This window comes from Agrobacterium sp. A3-95 (genome assembly GCF_053521785.1).
This window is the reverse complement of record NZ_JBNWDR010000006.1, coordinates 245,023-261,861: the sequence shown is the minus strand read 5'-3', so window position 1 is coordinate 261,861 and position 16,839 is coordinate 245,023. Positions and strand designations below refer to the sequence as shown.

14 protein-coding genes are annotated in these 16,839 nt (G+C 56.0%); 4 read left to right on the top strand and 10 right to left on the bottom strand.

The features are described from left to right. The first annotated feature begins 25 nt into the window (after positions 1-25). Positions 26-187 (top strand): hypothetical protein, encoded by a 162-nt coding sequence (locus ACQZ5Y_RS17460; RefSeq protein WP_019565695.1) that lies wholly within the window; start codon positions 26-28, stop codon positions 185-187. Positions 188-336: 149 nt separating this feature from the next. Here the strand turns inward: ACQZ5Y_RS17460 and ACQZ5Y_RS17455 are convergent, their stop codons facing one another. The 5 genes from ACQZ5Y_RS17455 to ACQZ5Y_RS17435 all read right to left on the bottom strand — a co-directional run bounded on the left by ACQZ5Y_RS17455 (position 337) and on the right by ACQZ5Y_RS17435 (position 3,902). Then, positions 337-615: an HU family DNA-binding protein gene (locus ACQZ5Y_RS17455; RefSeq protein WP_003517400.1), complete on the bottom strand. Its 279-nt coding sequence runs from the start codon at positions 613-615 to the stop codon at positions 337-339. Positions 616-648: 33 nt separating this feature from the next. Then, positions 649-960: a WGR domain-containing protein gene (locus ACQZ5Y_RS17450; protein WP_112155442.1), complete on the bottom strand. Its 312-nt coding sequence runs from the start codon at positions 958-960 to the stop codon at positions 649-651. 515 nt (positions 961-1,475) lie between these two features. Next, the gene (gene traG / locus ACQZ5Y_RS17445) at positions 1,476-3,395 is read right to left on the bottom strand and encodes a Ti-type conjugative transfer system protein TraG (RefSeq protein WP_174051380.1); all 1,920 of its coding nucleotides are present in this window, start codon (positions 3,393-3,395) and stop codon (positions 1,476-1,478) included. Then, positions 3,392-3,625 carry a conjugal transfer protein TraD gene (locus tag ACQZ5Y_RS17440; protein WP_112155434.1) on the bottom strand — a complete coding sequence of 78 codons (234 nt, stop codon included), beginning with the start codon at positions 3,623-3,625 and terminating at the stop codon, positions 3,392-3,394. The genes traG and ACQZ5Y_RS17440 overlap by 4 nt, the downstream gene beginning before the upstream one ends. Continuing rightward, positions 3,615-3,902, bottom strand: coding sequence for a TraC family protein (locus tag ACQZ5Y_RS17435; RefSeq protein ID WP_065687562.1), 288 nt, complete (start codon positions 3,900-3,902; stop codon positions 3,615-3,617). The genes ACQZ5Y_RS17440 and ACQZ5Y_RS17435 overlap by 11 nt, the downstream gene beginning before the upstream one ends. Before the next feature lie 222 nt (positions 3,903-4,124). On the opposite strand from ACQZ5Y_RS17435, the gene traA reads away from it, so the two are divergent. From traA to ACQZ5Y_RS17420, 3 genes are all read left to right on the top strand, one after another. Further along, the gene (gene traA, locus ACQZ5Y_RS17430) at positions 4,125-8,753 is read left to right on the top strand and encodes a Ti-type conjugative transfer relaxase TraA (RefSeq protein WP_174060398.1); all 4,629 of its coding nucleotides are present in this window, start codon (positions 4,125-4,127) and stop codon (positions 8,751-8,753) included. Between the two features lie 207 nt (positions 8,754-8,960). After that, positions 8,961-10,283 carry a type II toxin-antitoxin system HipA family toxin gene (locus tag ACQZ5Y_RS17425; protein WP_174051385.1) on the top strand — a complete coding sequence of 441 codons (1,323 nt, stop codon included), beginning with the start codon at positions 8,961-8,963 and terminating at the stop codon, positions 10,281-10,283. Positions 10,284-10,300: 17 nt separating this feature from the next. Continuing rightward, on the top strand, positions 10,301-10,579 hold the full coding sequence (locus tag ACQZ5Y_RS17420) for a helix-turn-helix transcriptional regulator (protein WP_080850446.1): 279 nt from the start codon (positions 10,301-10,303) through the stop codon (positions 10,577-10,579). Between the two features lie 230 nt (positions 10,580-10,809). Here ACQZ5Y_RS17420 and ACQZ5Y_RS17415 read toward each other — a convergent pair whose 3' ends face one another. From ACQZ5Y_RS17415 to ACQZ5Y_RS17395, 5 genes are all read right to left on the bottom strand, one after another. Continuing rightward, complete coding sequence (locus tag ACQZ5Y_RS17415) at positions 10,810-12,438, bottom strand: P-loop ATPase, Sll1717 family (protein WP_174051387.1); 1,629 nt, start codon at positions 12,436-12,438, stop codon at positions 10,810-10,812. A gap of 339 nt (positions 12,439-12,777) precedes the next feature. Then, complete coding sequence (rctB, locus tag ACQZ5Y_RS17410) at positions 12,778-13,128, bottom strand: SMa0974 family conjugal transfer regulator (protein WP_111800586.1); 351 nt, start codon at positions 13,126-13,128, stop codon at positions 12,778-12,780. Between the two features lie 313 nt (positions 13,129-13,441). Continuing rightward, positions 13,442-14,383, bottom strand: a complete 942-nt coding sequence (locus ACQZ5Y_RS17405) for a nucleotidyltransferase and HEPN domain-containing protein (RefSeq protein WP_111800587.1) — start codon at positions 14,381-14,383, stop codon at positions 13,442-13,444. 162 nt (positions 14,384-14,545) lie between these two features. Then, a complete protein-coding gene (locus ACQZ5Y_RS17400) occupies positions 14,546-15,787 on the bottom strand; it encodes an 8-amino-7-oxononanoate synthase family protein (protein WP_174051389.1) in 1,242 nt (413 codons plus the stop codon). A 125-nt stretch (positions 15,788-15,912) separates the two neighbouring features. Beyond that, positions 15,913-16,638, bottom strand: a complete 726-nt coding sequence (locus tag ACQZ5Y_RS17395; protein WP_111800589.1) for a winged helix-turn-helix transcriptional regulator — start codon at positions 16,636-16,638, stop codon at positions 15,913-15,915. Positions 16,639-16,839: the final 201 nt, after the last annotated feature.

The following is a 16,839-nucleotide window of genomic DNA, read 5'->3' as shown; positions in this document are numbered from 1 at the left end:
TTTCTCAAACGTCAAGGAGATGACGATGCTACTGGAACAACATATCGAAGAACTGCGCGCCGAGATGAACCATTGCCACCCAGACGAGCGTCGCCAGATTGCCGCGGAGCTGGAACTGGCTCTGGCCGAACTGGCCGTTATCATGGCCGAGCAGGACGGTTCCGTTGACGCCGTGCCGCCCTTCTGAGGGTGGCATATACCCGCAATGCTGCCACCACCGTCCGATTGCCATCGAGATCGAGATCAGCTTAAGCGTGATGGCAAGCAGCGCCGATGACGCTGCGCCGTCTGCCTTTGGCGGCTCCCCCCTGATGACCCCGCTTACCGCGGTGCGGCTCACTTGTTCAGCACATCTTTCAGTGCTTTGGCAGGCTGGAACGTAAGCTTCTTCGCAGCGGCAACCTTGATGGTGGCGCCGGTTGCCGGATTGCGAGCCTCACGCTCCGGGGTATCCTTGATCTTGAACTTGCCGAATCCCGGGATAGATGTTTCCGCTCCGGACGTGGCTGCCGTCGTGATCGACGCGAAGACGGTTTCGACGATCGATTTCGCCTGGGCTTTGGTCAGGTTCTGTTCGGATGCGATCTTTTCGGCGATTTCATTGGTTGTGGTCATGACGGTTTCCTCGTTAAAGACGGGAAAACCCTTTCAGGCGATCGCGACGTTGTCATGCGGCGTTGTCCTTAGAGTGGCGCTCCTGCAGGGGTTTCCACAGCTTCTTGCCGGTTGATAGCCCCTTTTGCGCTTCTGCAGTAACAATTCGAGAAAGCGCGATATCGCATCATTCTCATTGCCGAACACCTCGGTCATCTCCCCGCCAGCCTTGCCGATCCGTCCCCAGCTTCGCACGACGGCTATTTCGCCAAAAAGGGTTGGCCGGATCGCAAGCGCGTAATATCGGGCCATGTTCCTGTTGGCGTCGATCCTCTGGCAATAAAGCTGGTAGTGGTGTGTTCCCATCCCCGCATGATCGGCGATGCTCGCGATCTGGTCCAACGAGACTTATGAATCGAGAGGTCGCGTCCGATTCATTTCTGTGATGGATGCCTGTTGCGGTTTCGGCAGTGTCCGATCATCCTGACGCTCAAGCTTCCCGGTCTGAACGGTACGTCCGGGCGCGATCGTCAAGGTGAGCACAGCCGGTAAATCAGATGGCGAGCTGTCTTCGCTTCCAATCGTCAGTCGGTCCATGTTCACGCATCGCATGTTTTCGAATGAGGACCAAATGTCATCCATTGCGGAAGCGGCAGCCGCGACGACTACGATACAGGAGCATCTGTCATCTACACTGGAGAGGCATTAGGACGGGTTGAGCTCGCACATCGTCAATTCTTCGGTGTCCATGCTCATCCTTCAACGAGACACAACGACCTGATCGAAGCGCTAGAAGGCGATCGACGCGGCACTGGCGCTGATGAAGGCAACGAAATGGCCAATAGAAGCCGAATATGGTCCGCAAGAAAACCCCTGAGCCGTCAAGGTCCCAGCTTGGCAAACCTGTTCGGCCTGGCGTGCATATCCATGTCCTTCCGCCTGAAATAGATCGCCCGTCCGCAGCGGATCGGACTGTGGCCCTGGACGATAATGATCTGCTCGTCCTTGCGCATCGATTGTGTGATTTCGTGCGGCATGATCAGCGGCCGGCGCTGGAAATTGATGTTTTCTGATTTCCGCGATGCGCTGTTTTTCGTACCCCAGCCGAGATTGCGAGAACTGCCTTTGACTTCGACAGTCATTTCTCCACATTGGGCAGAGACGTTGCGGGCGGTATCCAGTGCCTTGATCGCGGCGTAACTCGCGAAAGCGCAGCCGTCGATCCACGACACCGCACCGTCTTTTCCGAAGTGCCGTTCCAGTTGCCCGACGGACTGGTACATCAGCATCATGCTAACGCCATACTTGCGACCGCGATCGCGCGCCTCTTCAAGCACGCGCATGTAGCCAAGCAGATCGACTTCGTCCAAAATGAATAACGCTCGCCTCGTGAACGCACCATCCGCTTCGATCATCGCGTTGATCAGCGAGCCGATGATCACCCGACCGATACCGGGATAGGACCGCAGGATCGATGCGGGGATGTTAATAAAGACGTCTTTCTTTCCGCCAGCGATCTCGCTCGATTTGAACGTGTTGCCGCAAACCAGTGCCGCGTAATTATCGAGCGACAGCCATTGCGTATCCTTCGATGCCGTCGAATAGACGCCTGAGAATGTTTGCTCAGTCATGTTAACAAAGACGCCGAGCGTTTCACGGATGAAGGCGGACGCGGAGTGTTCCTGTACGTCGCGTAGCATGGCGAGCACGGAGGTTTCCGGCTCGGAGACGATCTGGCGCAGGCTGCGCAGGTTTCGCCGTCCTGCATATTCCGGTGACAGCATCACATGCGCCAGAAGACCAGTCAGTAGATTGTGCGCCTGCGATTGGAAGTAAGAGCCAGTCGACGATTCGAAGCGCAAGCTTTCCGAGAGTAACATGTGCGCGGTGCCGACAATGTCCTCTTCCTTTTTTAGCGAGTGCTCGATGCCGTCGAGCACGTTAAATCCCATGACCGGATTTGCCGGATCGAGCACCACAACCTCTCGGTCGAGTTTATCTCTTCGGTGGTCAACGACCATCGGGGCCACCTCGGTGGACGGATCCAGGCAAATGAGGGGACCCGTATATCTGAGCGCCGTCGGCACGACGTTGCTGGTGGTCTTGAAGCCACCGGAGCCCGCGAAGAAAAGCATGTGAGTCGAATCGAAATCCTGGGCGTAGGTCAGCAGCGGGGCTTTGCCACCGCGTCCCCAGGTGGCCGGATCGTTCGGATCGAACGGCAACTCATGGACGAGTTCCTTGTCGACCCTGTAGCGCTCGCCGATGACGATTTCGCCATCATCGGGAAACAGCCGTGCCGCCGCCGACATCGGCAGCCAGTCTGCATCTCCGAATGTTCCGCGCCTGGCGCGCGTCACCTGTTCGGGCACGACGCTGGAGATGCGCGCCGCGACCGCGGCCGCCATGAATCCCATCGCTGCGCCAACGACCGCAATCATGTCGACGAATGATAGCGCCTGATCCCAGGTCAGCACACCGCTCTCTACGAGCGGCTGAAGCCGCCCGAACTCGCGCATCCCGTAAAAGCCGGCCATCAGGAGAAAGCAGAGAAAGCTTGCCAATGCCACGGGCCTTCGCCGATGGAGGGGCAGCGCCCAGACCGCCAGCAGTCCAGCCAGCGGCCCGAACAAAAGGACGGGCACCGGTGACGCCCGAAGGAACCAGTATTGCGTCTTGCCTGTGATGCCGGTCGCCAATTCAGGCCAACGCCAGTGGGCGACGTAAAAGGAAAATCCGGTGACGGCGATGGGAATGATGATAAGCAAAAGGCTCGGATGCTGTTTGGCATTTCCCTTCATTCCGCCACCTTCAAAAAGCGTTCTAACCCGCCGTTGGATACCGCATCTCTGAAGGCCAGCTCTCCGATATCGCACAGACGCCGATGTTCAGGTGTCCCCGGCACGACCCGCTTCATTTCGAGAAGCCCGCCAAGCAGGAAAGCCCGATCGGCGTTCGACAGGCCCGCGCGAACGACAATGTCGCCGAGCAAGAACTTTTCTCTCGCTCCCTTCTTTCGGTCAGCTGTCATGTGGAGCCTCCGTTTCCGAACCAGTCGCTCCATTTGCCTGTCCACGCGGCGAAGCAGGTGAGCCAGCGGCCTGCTTCTTCTCGCCGTTGCGAAATCGCGCTGCGATCTCGTCGAAGATGCGATCCACCTCCTCATCAGCGATCTCCATCTCTGCCAGTCCCGACTTCGTTGCCGCACGCGCGAAACGATCAGCTGATTTTACTATTAAAGTTTTTCTTCGTTCGCGAAGCTTCTCGATTTGAGCATCAATATCCATTAGCGCAGGCTTAGTGGCCATAGGCAAGTCCTTTCAACGTCTTTGGAAATTTTCATTCAGTCATTTAACTGACTAGAAAATGGTAGTCAAAAGCGCTACCGTACACAAGCCCCCAAACGTCGATATTGGAAATCCCAGCAGGGCCGTCTTCCGGAAAAGCAGCATCGGTCTTGTCAGGCCGATTGATTTGAGGGCGCAATATACGTCGCTGACGCGACGTGCCTGGAAGGACTGGAGACGTTAGTGGCGATCATGTTCGTCAGAGCGCAGGTGATCGGCAGGGGAGCGGGACGCAGTATCGTTTCGGCCGCCGCCTATCGTCATCGGGCGCGGATGATGGACGAACAGGCCGGAACCTCCTTCAGTTACCGTGGCGGCGCGGCCGAACTGAAACACGAGGAGTTGGCGCTACCGGACCAGGTACCGGCCTGGCTGCGCGCGGCCATCGATGGGAAGAGCGTCGTTGCGGCCAGCGAGGCTCTTTGGAATGCAGTGGACGCATTCGAAACTCGTGCCGACGCGCAGCTTGCCCGCGAGTTGATCATCGCGCTTCCGGAAGAGTTGACGCGATCAGAGAACATCGCCCTTGTGCGCGAGTTCGTCCGGGACAATCTGACGTCCAAGGGCATGATCGCCGACTGGGTTTATCATGACAGGCAAGGCAATCCACACATCCACCTGATGACCGCGCTTCGACCTCTGACGGAACGGGGTTTCGGGCCGAAGAAAGTGCCGGTGCTTGGCACCGACGGCGAGCCGTTGCGGGTCGTCACGCCGGACCGACCGAAGGGCAAGATCGTCTACAGGCTCTGGGCCGGAGACAAGGAGACCATGAAGGGCTGGAAAATCGCCTGGGCGGAAACAGCCAATCGGCATCTAGCGCTTGCCGGCCATGAGATACGCCTCGACGGGCGTTCCTATGCCGAACAGGGGCTCGACGGGATTGCCCAGAAACATCTCGGGCCAGAAAAGGCAGCGCTTGCCCGCAAGGGTGTCACGATGTATTTCGCGCCGGCCGATCTCGCGCGCCGGCAGGAGATGGCCGACCGGTTGCTGGCCGATCCGCATCTACTCCTGAAACAACTCGGCAACGAGCGCTCCACCTTCGATGAACGGGACATCGCCAAGGCTCTGCACCGCTATGTCGACGATCCCGCTGATTTCGCCAATATACGTGCCAAGCTGATGGCCTCCAATGACCTCGTGCTGTTGAAGCCGCAACAGGCGAACCTGCAGACCGGCAAGGTGGCCGAACCTGCGGTCTTCACCACACGCGATGTCCTGCGCATCGAATACGACATGGCGCAGTCGGCGGAAGTTCTGGCCCGGCGCAAGGGCTTCGGCGTCGCCAACGCGAAAATTGCGGCGGCTGTCAGAACCATAGAAACCGCCAATCCGGAAAATCTGTTCACGCTTGATCGCGAACAGGTGGAGGCTGTCCATCATGTCGCTGGCGACACTGGCATCGCTGCTGTGGTCGGGCTTGCCGGTGCGGGCAAATCGACGCTGCTTGCCGCGGCGCGCGTCGCCTGGGAGAGCGACAACCACCGCGTCTTCGGGGCGGCGCTTGCCGGCAAGGCGGCCGAGGGGCTTGAGGACAGTTCCGGCATCAGATCGCGCACGCTCGCCTACTGGGAACTAGCCTGGCATAACGGACGCGATCTCCTCGACCGGCGGGACATCTTTGTCATCGATGAAGCTGGCATGGTCTCGTCGCAGCAGATGGCGCGTGTGCTCAAGCGCGCCGAGGAGGCCGGAGCCAAGGTGGTTCTGGTCGGCGATGCAATGCAGCTTCAACCGATCCAGGCCGGCGCAGCCTTTCGGGCAATTTCCGAACGGATCGGTTTTGCCGAACTTGCCGGTGTGCGGCGCCAGCGTGAGGAGTGGGCGCGAGAGGCCTCCCGTCTTTTCGCCCGCGGCAAGGTCGAGGAGGGGCTGGATGCTTATGCGCAGCGGGGGCATATTGTCGAGGCGGAGAGCCGGGCTGAAGCTGTGGAGCGCATCGTTGCTGACTGGACGAGCGCTCGCCGCGACCTCATCCAGCAATATGCCGATAAAGAACAGTCGGTTCGCATGCGTGGTGACGAACTGCTCGTTCTCGCCCATACCAACGACGACGTAAGGCGGCTCAATGAAGCGCTGCGCAACGTCATGAAAGATGAAGGCGCCCTGACCGTCTCTCGTGAATTTCAAACGGAACGAGGCGTGCGGCAGTTCGCCGTCGGCGACCGGATCATCTTCCTCCAAAACGCCCGGTTCCTCGAGCCGCGTGCGCAAAAGCTTGGACCCCAATATGTCAAAAACGGCATGCTCGGCACGGTCGTCTACACCGGCGACACGCACGGCGACCCACAACTATCGGTCCGTCTCGATAATGGCCGGGATGTCGTCATTAGCGAAGACAGCTATCGCAATGTCGATCACGGTTATGCCGCGACCATTCACAAGTCCCAAGGTGCGACCGTCGACAGGACATTCGTGCTCGCAACCGGCATGATGGATCAGCACCTGACGTACGTGTCGATGACCCGCCATCGCGATCGGGCCGATCTTTATGCCGCTCGCGAGGACTTTGAGCGGAAGCCGGAATGGGGGAAAAGATCCCGGGCCGATCATGCCGCCGGCATCACGGGCGAGCTGGTCGAAACCGGCAATGCGAAATTCCGGCCGCAGGAAGAGGATGCCGATCAAAGCCCCTATGCCGATGTGAAAACGGACGACGGAAGCGTGCATCGGCTCTGGGGCGTGAGCCTTCCAAAGGCCCTGGAGGAGGCCGGCGTGTCGGAAGGCGACACGGTGGCGCTGCGCAAGGACGGTGTCGAACGGGTGACGGTGACGGTGCCCGTCATCGACGAAAAAACCGGAGAGAAGAGGCTCGAGGAACGGACGGTCGATCGAAACGTCTGGACTGCCAAACGGATTGAAACGGGAGAGGTTCGCCGGCAGCGCCTCGAGGAGGAGAGCCATCGGCCGGAACTGTTCAAGCAACTGGTGGAGCGTCTTGGCCGCTCCGGCGCCAAGACGACGACCCTCGATTTCGAGAGCGAGGCCGGCTACCGGGCGCACGCCCGCGATTTTGCCCAGCGTCGCGGTATCTATACGCTCTCCGGGGTCGCAGCCTGGATGGAGGACGGGGCGGCGCGGCAGCTGGCGTGGCTGGTGCAGAAGCGCGAGCAAGTGGCGAAGCTTTGGGAGCGGGCGAGCGTGGCGCTCGGCCTCGCGATCGAAAGCGCGAAGCGTGTTTCCTATAGTGAGGAACGCGCCGAAACCCGGACGGCAAAAATTCCGACGGATCGACAATATCTCATCCCGCCGACAACATTATTTTCCCGTGGTGTCGGCGAGGATGCCCGCCGCGCGCAGCTTCGCTCGGATCACTGGAAGGAACGCGACGCCATTCTTCGCCCAGCCTTGCAAAAGATCTATCGTGATCCTGAAGGCGCGCTTGCCAGACTGAACACGCTTGCCTCCGACGCGCGGATTGCGCCCCGCGAGCTTGCCGACGACCTTGAGGCCTCGCCGCAGCGCCTCGGCCGTCTGCATGGATCGGATCTTCTTGTCGATGGCCGCGCGGCCCGCTCCGAGCGCAATGCGGCGGTGTCGGCCTTGTGCGAATTGCTGCCGCTGGCGCGTGCACATGCCACAGAGTTCCGCCGCCAGGTCGAACGCTTCGGCATGCGAGAGGAGCAACGGCGCGCGCATATGTCGTTGTCGATCCCGGCGCTTTCCAAACCGGCTATGGCGCAACTTGCCGAAATCGAAGCCGTACGCGAGCGCGGTGGCAAGGATGCCTACAAGACGGCCTTCTCCTACGCGGCGGAGGATCGCCTTTTTGTTCAAGAGGTGAGGGGGGTCAACGACGCTCTCAACGCTCGCTTCGGCTGGTCCGCCTTCACCGACAAGGCCGACACTATTGCCGAGCGTAACATGATCGAGCGCATGCCGGACGACCTTGACCTCGACCGGCGCCAAGAGCTCAATCGTCTTTTTGCCGCCATACGCCGCTTTGCCGAAGAGCAGCATCTTGCCGAAAGGAAAGATCGCTCCAGGATCGTTACCGGCGCCAGCGTCGTGCCTGGGCAAGAGACGGTGCCGGTGTTGCCAATGCTTGCAGCTGTAACAGAGTTTGAAACCTCGATCGACCACGAGGCGCGGGAGAGGGCGCGAGCTGTTCCTCACTACAGTCAGAATCGCGCCGCCCTTGGGAACGCGGCAGCGCGAATCTGGCGCGATCCGGCAGGTGCTGTCGGAAAGATTGAAGATCTGATCCTGAAGGGCTTTGCCGGTGAGCGGATCGCTGCGGCCGTCAGCAATGATCCCGCTGCCTACGGCGCGTTGCGAGGCTCCGGCCGTATCATGGACAAATTGCTCGCTGTCGGCTTGGAGCGGCGGGAGGCTTTCCGTGCCGTCCCGGAGGCGGGAAGCCGTGTCCGATCATTGGCCACCTCATTTAGGGCCGCATTTGATGCAGAGAGGGAGGCGATCAATGAGGAGCGCCAGCGCATGAGCATTGCCATCCCGGGACTGTCGCCGTCCGCCGAAGATGCACTGAGAGAACTCTCAGTGGCGATGAAGAAAAAGAACGGCAGGCTCGACGTCGCTGCCGGCTCGCTCGATCCCGCCATTAGTAAGGAGTTTGCAACCGTGAGCCGCGCCCTCGACGAGCGCTTCGGCCGCAATGCTATCCTGCGTGGAGAGCTGGATGTTATCAATCGCGTGCCGCCTGCTCAGCGCCGTGCGTTCGAGGTAATGCGGGAACAGTTGAAGGTTCTGCAGCAGGTTGTCCGCATGCAGGCAAGCCAGAACATCGTAGCAGAGCGCCACCGGCGTGTACTCGACCGCGCCCGCGGCGTTATCCTCTTTAACCAATGAATGGCTAACACCTGTGCTGAGCTTGTCCCTCATGCTGTTCGCTTACGGCAATGCGTTGCGTGGCCGGAAGATGGTCAGCCAAATCAGGAGCTTTAATGACCGCTTCAGTAGAGTAGCTGGCACTTTCAAGGGCAGTTATTTAACCCACTTTGATGGGTTGAATAAATTGAAAATATGCATTATTTGAACCATTGAAAGGGTCAATTAATGCGCCTAACCCTCCAGACCCATTTTTATGGCCAGTGGCACCACGCCGCGACGCTAGAACTTAAGGACGACGCGGCCGGCTACCAGGGCGCGTCCATCGTCGATTACGATCTCGACTATTTCGTCACAGTTGCATCTGCGGAGTTCGCGGGTGGAAAAACGGTTCGCGACCATCGCGCGTTATCTGTCCGATATCCCGTTGATCTCGAAAATCGATATAGCCGCAGCTGGCCGCCCTTCCTCTTGGATCTCATGCCCCAGGGGCATGCAAGGCGAAAGCTTGCCGAGCATCTCAGTCTTGCTGAAAGCTTGCGTGCTTCTGATCTCCCGCTGCTTCTGCGATCGGCGACGGGCGGCATAGGCAATATCCGGATCAAAGAAGCGGCGGAGGCCGAGACGGAACGGCTGCGCGGTGTTGAGCGCCAAGGGGTTACAGAAGCGGAAATCCTTGAGCGCTCGGATCGTTTCATGGAAGTCGCAGATCGATTCGGAATGCTCGCCTCTGGCTCAAGCGGCCTGCAAGGCGAATGGCCTAAGGTCTCGATGACCCAAGCGAATGACGGTCTCTATTATCCCGACAGCTTCGTGACTGATGATGAGGCCGTACGCCACGTCATTGTCAAGCTGGTCCGCAGCAACGAGCCCGTGGACCGCCTTATACTCGAAGGCGAAGCCCTCTATTCGCGGATCGCTCAAGAGATCGGCCTGAATGTGGACGAACCTTCGACCTACGCCGAAAGTGTCCTGATCATTCCTCGGTTCGACCGGAAGAAAAAAGAAGGTGGCGGAACCGTTAGGCTGGGCCAAGAAAGCCTAGTATCCGCGATCGGCATTGCTGATTTTGGTCATGTCGGCTCGCACGAGGCCTACATCGACGTTTTGCGCCAATATTCTGCCACTCCTTTCGCGGACATTGTCGAATACCTGAAGCGGGACATCGCCAATTTGGCGCTCGGCAATCCCGATAATCATGGCCGAAATTCTGCACTGAGTAAGCACCAGGACGGCACGATCCGCCTGTCTCCGCTCTTTGATTTCGCGCCAATGCGGCTTGCCAAAGAGGGGATCGTTCGTTCCACCCGCTGGGCCATGATGCGGGACGGTGGTCGCGATCACCTTCCCGATTGGAAACGCATTTGCGCTGAACTGATCCCCGATCCTGATGAGCAGAATGCGCTCGCAGCTGAGCTTTCCGTGTTTGCCGAATACCTCCGGCAAACACCGGCTATGGCGAAAGATATGGGTGGGTCTCCGGAAATTCTAGAGCGTGCAATGGGACGCTGCATTGAAATCGCGGAGAGCGTTCTGGCGGCGTGTCAGTGATGCCGGAGGACATCTAAATGGCTCGATGGAAAAAGCCAACGAAAGAGGAAATTCTTGAGAACCGGCGAACACTGGCGGAACGCGCTCGGACTGGCGACTTGAGATTACCTGAGGCTGTTGTTGAAATCCGAAGGGGGCTTGGTTTGACGCAGGACGAATTCGCCAAGACGCTATCGCTCACCAGGCGCCAAGTTGCTGAGATCGAAGCCGGGACGGCGAACCCAACGCTCGAAACTTTAGGGAAGATTGGCCGATTGTTCGGATTTACTGTGGGGTTTATTCCGAAGGCGCAATGATGGCTGAATTTTCTCGGCGGATGGGCGTTGGTACTACGCAAGGAAGCGACGGCGAGGATCAAAAATCAATCTGCTGCTGGAGGCCGCTGGCTGGCGCTTCTTCGATGACAAGCGGTCCCGCGAATGTCGTTCTTGAGCCGAACGTCAAGCTGAAGCCTGAGCACATCGAAAGTCTCGGTGAGCGGACCGGCACTTTTGCAAATTGCCAATAATTGGCGCCACTTCGATACCTAAATGTTTGGCGTTATGCCGAGAGCTCTCCAAAGCATAGGTGTCACGCGATAGGAGGCGTCCTCAGTGATTTGAACTGGAGCAACAACAGCGTCGTTTCTGTAACTTGCATAAAACGTTTCCTGTTTGCTAAGTTTCAGCTCAATTGCACCTATTTTGTAGAGAACACTTACGATGCAAGCTGAGAGCTCGAACAGTTTGCGGTAGTTTTCCCTTTTTAAGTATTGCGCTGCTTTCTCATAGCACTCGTCTTTATACTTGTCGGTGCCTTCCAATTCGGCGAGCTCGAAGCAAACTTCCAACAAGCGGTCGCGCGCCGCCAGTTCCCGGACTTCATTTTTTCCTGTTTGGCGACTTATGAGCGAGATGTAGGCATCTATTTTAGGGTGAACTGAACGCCACTCGGTTCTAAGGGCATCAAGCCGTTTGCGAGAGTAATCAGCTTCGACGTCCGATATCGTTTTTTGAGAGATGTTTGTAGATCCTGAGGCTTTATCAAGGATCTGATTTACGAAAAATATCAGGTCCCTCGGTCTCATTAATGTCCGTTCAACAAGATAGTCAAATCCGGGAGACGAACGAATCCTTTCTGGAAAAACGTCATAAAATCTGACGTTGGTTTTACCACTGTACTGTCTTTTGAACATGTAGGAGAGACGCTTATCTAGCATGTTCCGAAGAGATTCACGTTCCCACTTTATGGTAGTTATAATACCTTCGTATTTTTCGGGCTGAACGCCCTCATACTCGATTGACCCGATAGATTTTTCGTAGACGTCTGATCGCAGCGCGACTAATATTTTAACATTCCTAAGTTTTCTAAAATTTTTAACTGTCTCTATTAAAGATTGAATCAGTTTGTACTGCAGAGATGGGTCTACCCAGTCCAGATCTAGGTCGTCTACGAGTAAATAAAAATGTCGCTGCTTGTTGCTCATCAATTCGTTTAAAGCATCTATCGCTCTGTTCATGTCGCGCATTTGCAACTGTGATACAGCATGCTTGACCCGACTTTGAATCTCCCGCTTCTCGGAACCAGATATGCTTTGGCCGGCCGAAAGAGAAGATTTGATCTGCGCTACTTTATCGACACCAAGAGCGAGCTCAAGACCCTCTAAGACTTTTTCTTCGAAGCTGCTGGATATCTCTTTGATAACCACATCCTGCTCTATCCAAAATGTTTTTTGATACCTCTCAAAATACAAACGAGCCGGGTTGTTCCTATCAAACAGGTTATCGATAGCGGTTTCAAAGCTGTTTCTGTCTTTGAAGTACTTCTTGATGCTGCTGCTAAGGAAAACATGTTTCCATAGTAGCTGGAATAATAGATTAACGTCGCATCCTAATTCTATAATAAATCTAAGTATATTTGAGTTTGAGATGTAATCAAATGCCACATCTTTAGGGTCGACACGTATCGTGTCGTCTCTTGTGCGTTCAATTTGCTTTAGAACAGCGGTTTTTCCAGATCCTGTGCGTCCAAGAATTATAGATTTTGAAGAGTCCATGTCTAGGAGCTGCGAATAGAAATCTTGCGCGACGAAGCACTCCGTTAAGAAGACTTCATCGTCCTCCGCAGATATTTCTCCAATATGCACGCCTTGCCGGTAAATAATCCCGTTGATCATTATGCATCCGATGCTGCCTACAAATTTAAGTAGAAGCTAAAATGATTCTCAATCAGCGTCCATTAATCACAATCGGCAATCAGCTAAATATTTTCACCGGCAAAAGTGCGGACAAGTCGATAAACTTGAATTCTGGAGTGACGAAGCTCGAGAGCTATTGCGGTAAGAGGTGGCAATACGCCCGAAACTGTTCAAACAAACCGAGCCACCTCTTTCATTTTGAGGCAGGTCGACGGCGGCGTGCCGGTGCCGGCGATTTGCCGGAAGGCGGGGATAGGCGACTTCACAAGTTGGTCGGTTATGCCCTTAGCTCGCTTATCTTTCCGGGAAGTTGAGAGGCTACTTGATCCGTTGCGGGCGCGCCCTCTCTGGGGTCCGATCCCTTGGGTGGCTCGTCACGGCAGGATTCCACTCGAGCTCCGAGATTTGAGGTGTAGGGACCTGTGAGAAAGCTGCCTGCAGCACGGACCGGATCCCGAGGAGTGTTAACGGATCCTTGGCCTCCACATGAAGGTGAAGGCCACCAACTGCATGAGTGATGATAGCGCATCCGGAGTCAAAGGCAAGAAGTCGTTCGGAACGATTGTTGGTGATTGAAAAACACCAGCCGCGCAAGGTGGCGCACAGCAGATCGAGCGTCCGATCCGAATCCGCGATCGACACGAACGTTTCGGAAATGTGTTTGGCCATAACAAATTCTCGGCGACCGGTCACGCAAACAGCAAGGCCGGAGCAGCCGCAGCGCGTGACGCAAACACGGGTGGGCGATAATGTGGTTCACGCACCCGCGGTTTTCCTCCAACGATAGCCAGGATGCTGCATGAAGTCTCGTACGCGACGCAACAGACGGTCAAAGTCCCGTAAACTACAGTTTGACGGTCATCATTCCTTCCCGGATTCTTCATTCGGAACTCCACCAATGGGCGGCTAATGAACGACAGTGCAGCTAGCCGCCAAGGTCCACCACCAAGTTAAAGTTAATTTGGGAAAGCGCTTTAGCCCGCTATTCTTCAGCCACGCCTTCCTCGGCAATCTCACGACCGGCGTCTGCCTCAAGCCTCGATATGTGGTCGCGGCACACCTCATCCGCCAGACCAAGTAGTACCGTTGCTCGCTCGCCAATCCAGTCAAGCGCTTCACGACTGATTTTGTACTGGCTTGAATAGCGTGCCTTTACATATGCTTCGTTGATCGTATTGAACCACGCTCTCTCCCGATGGTGATCGCGAGGGAAGGCCTCGATCAGTCGACGATCCCGTTCTTCTGCGAAGGATCGCAGGACCTTCAGGTTGTGAGACGCCGGCGTGTAGTTCGTCAGCGTTAAAAGAACGCTGGCATAGGCCTGCTCGATCGCCTGATGGAGGAGGAATGCAGCTTCACTGATCATGTCTTTTTGTAAAGCGGCTTCAGAAAGCGCCGCAAAGTTTCTTCCCGCGCCAAAACGCTTCTCAAAATGTTCTGTTGCCACTCGCAATTGCTCTTCCGGTGTCAACATCTTGGGTTCGGCGAGAGGCTTGTCGTCCAGCTCGTAGAGAACGATGCCTTCCTTGCGGATGTCGGAAAAGAAATGCTGGCTCGCCTGCAAGGATGTGTTCACTTCTCGCAGCGAGTGGACGATGATCTGCACGGGTCTCTTTATCATCTTGTCACGGATCAACCTGTCGGCAGCCTTGTACCAATATTCCGCAAAATCCGTCAGCTTGCGGTTGTTGACGATCACAAGAAGATCGAAATCAGATCTATACCCCTTGGATGTGAACGGTTCGTCCACCTGCGTACCCCTGGCATAGGATCCGAAGAGGATGATCTTGAGGATGCGGCCACGCTTTTTGAATTTCGCCGTGCCGCCCTCCAGGGCATCCTCGAATTCTTCGTGAATAATCTCCAGCGCGCGCTGGAGCTCCGTTTGTATTTGCGGGGGAATATGATCGAGCGATGTTTTCATGGTCGGCAAATGTCTTCTCTTCTCCGCAACAGGCTGGATTCGTCCGCCTCAATCTGTAGTTTACATCACACTTTGCTGGCAACAAATGTTGCTATCCGCAAAACCCGCCGCTCATTCTCTTCGCAAGACCGGCCTTCTGAGCGACTACAGACTGATGCGGACTTACGATATTGCCTGGTCATCCATGATCTCTGACAGAGCTGCGCAAAGTCCCGTGATTTCCTCAGGTGTATGGTCCGAGGTGACACAAACGCGAATGCCGGCGTTCCCCTTCGCAACTGTCGGGAAGAATATCGCCGAGCCGTAAATTCCTCGATCAAGCAGCGCCCGGGTCCCATTGACGGCACGCTCTTCGGTGCCAAGGTTCACCGTCCGAATTGGCAAGGGAGCTCCGCTTTGCTCTGTCACCAACATCGAGTCCAGAAATTCTATATTGGAACTGAGAGCCAGCTGTCTTCGCAAAAGCTCGTCGCTGCGGTGTATTGTCAACGAACCTGAAACTGCACCAATTGCCGCCACATTCAATGACGCAGAAAAAGCGTGCGCGACAGCAAAACGACGGAATAGTTCTTCCTGACGCGCCGTACCAAGCATCAACATTCCGCCCGAGGCGCCAAAACCCTTTCCGAGCGACGCGGCTATGATAGTTCGCTCGCCGAGTTCGTTTCCGTATTGTGACCTCACAAATCCTTCACCGTCCTTCCCGCAGATTGATACGCCGTGAGCGTCATCGATGTAGAGAAACAGACCGTATCGATCCTGCAAGAAGCGCAGATCCCGAATGGGCGCGTTTCCACCCATCGAGTAGACGCCGTCGCAAACGTAAGCCACGGCCCTGTTGGACCGGCACAACTCCTCCAATGCATCTAGATCATTGTGGGCCAACGTACGGACCTGCGTTTCCAGAGCAATTGTGCCCTTGTGAAAGGCGAGTGTTGCGTGCGCGTGGCGGTCAAAAACCATCATCGGCCTGATGCCGCCGGTGAGGTGTCCGGAGGCGACGATAGGTAATGCTCCCATGTTCGCCGCCAGCACCGTTGTGTAGGTGATGACCCTCGCCTGGAAGAGATCTGAAAGCGAATTTTCCAAGTCGCGGAGGATTGCAAAATTCAGTCGGGTCCTTGCACATGACCAGTGCAGTGCCCGGTATTCCTCAATCGCCTTGATCGCGCCGTCTATGACGAGCGGGTGATTGTCGAGGCCCAGATATGAACAACGCACGAAATCAGTGATGCGCTGTGATGGAAAGCCGTCAAAAACGATGTCTACCTGCCTCGCAGCCCTTGGCCGCGCATATAGGGCCATCAAGCCCTGCTGGTGAGCCGCGTTGAAGTAGTCTTCGGCATGATCTATCAATCCCCCGGTGTTTCGGCTTGCGTGCTGCAGCGTTTTGTCGGTCAACATTTCTCAGGTCCCCTAACCAAAAAGATGCATGCAGGATCGGCAAATTATCGCAACGATCAACAAACGCTCTCGGAAGATTTTGAGAAATCTCTGTAAACCTTTGGCGTCATAAACCAGAACGGCGCTTACGCCGGCCGCGCGGCTACATCGATGGCGTAGCCGCTTGATCTCGCAGTTCTGATGATGTCGAAGCCCGCCGCTTTCTTCAGGTGCCGCCTGATACGGCCAATGTGAACGTCAACCGTCCGTGGTTGCACGTAAACCTCATTCGGCCACGCCGCTGTTATCAACTCGTCTCGACTGAACACTCTCCCGGGAGCCGTAAGAAGGTGTTCGAGCAATTTGAACTCGATCGGTCCCAAAGTGAGCTCGACGCCGCTAACCAAAACGCGTTTGCGTTCTGGCCAAAGCTCGATTTCGCCCAGTTTAAGGGATGCGTTTTGTGACGTTGTCGCGACTGGTTGTTGCCGTACAGGGTTTATGCCTTCGAGAAAGCCCAGCAGATGTGGCGGCCAGAATGGGCGGATCAGGCACTGATCCGCGCCTGCACGCATGAGTTCCATATAGGCTTCGGTGTCGCCGTTGGGAATGATGGCAAGTACTGGCAGTTTTTCCGTCTTGTCACACGATTTGATGCGTTGGCAGATGATGGCTGCCCCATGGTGATCGCGATCCACATCGAGGATCAGTCCGACGATGTCCGGCTGGGCAACTTTGTCGCCGATTTCGTTTCTATCGCAGAGAACCGCCCGCGTGCCCTCCGTAGAGAGAATGTGCTTGAGCATCGCAAAATAGTCCGCGTTCTCCGTAAGAATTGCGACTGCGGCTTTGGTTTCTATCCCGTGCTGCATCTCAGATCCTCAATACATAACGTCTGTTCGTAGCCGTCATATGATGTCACAAAAAATAATGCAATCACTGGTAGTCATTTATGTAAAATAGAATAATCAACAAATTATCCTCGATATTCCGGCAATTCGCTTGAATTCGGAGCGTATTATGTGACATCATAAAGATGCTTTCTTGAGGCCCATTGCGCTTCATGGGCGGGA

Coding starts and splice junctions, on each gene's coding strand:
- ACQZ5Y_RS17395 (WP_111800589.1), bottom strand. CDS start 16,638: ATGCAGCACGGGATAGAAACCAAAGCCGCAGTCGCAATTCTTACGGAG.
- ACQZ5Y_RS17435 (WP_065687562.1), bottom strand. CDS start 3,902: ATGGCCACTAAGCCTGCGCTAATGGATATTGATGCTCAAATCGAGAAG.
- ACQZ5Y_RS17415 (WP_174051387.1), bottom strand. CDS start 12,438: ATGATCAACGGGATTATTTACCGGCAAGGCGTGCATATTGGAGAAATA.
- traG (WP_174051380.1), bottom strand. CDS start 3,395: ATGAAGGGAAATGCCAAACAGCATCCGAGCCTTTTGCTTATCATCATT.
- ACQZ5Y_RS17420 (WP_080850446.1), top strand. CDS start 10,301: ATGGCTCGATGGAAAAAGCCAACGAAAGAGGAAATTCTTGAGAACCGG.
- ACQZ5Y_RS17440 (WP_112155434.1), bottom strand. CDS start 3,625: ATGACAGCTGACCGAAAGAAGGGAGCGAGAGAAAAGTTCTTGCTCGGC.
- ACQZ5Y_RS17460 (WP_019565695.1), top strand. CDS start 26: ATGCTACTGGAACAACATATCGAAGAACTGCGCGCCGAGATGAACCAT.
- ACQZ5Y_RS17400 (WP_174051389.1), bottom strand. CDS start 15,787: ATGTTGACCGACAAAACGCTGCAGCACGCAAGCCGAAACACCGGGGGA.
- rctB (WP_111800586.1), bottom strand. CDS start 13,128: ATGGCCAAACACATTTCCGAAACGTTCGTGTCGATCGCGGATTCGGAT.
- ACQZ5Y_RS17450 (WP_112155442.1), bottom strand. CDS start 960: ATGGGAACACACCACTACCAGCTTTATTGCCAGAGGATCGACGCCAAC.
- ACQZ5Y_RS17425 (WP_174051385.1), top strand. CDS start 8,961: ATGCGCCTAACCCTCCAGACCCATTTTTATGGCCAGTGGCACCACGCC.
- ACQZ5Y_RS17455 (WP_003517400.1), bottom strand. CDS start 615: ATGACCACAACCAATGAAATCGCCGAAAAGATCGCATCCGAACAGAAC.
- ACQZ5Y_RS17405 (WP_111800587.1), bottom strand. CDS start 14,383: ATGAAAACATCGCTCGATCATATTCCCCCGCAAATACAAACGGAGCTC.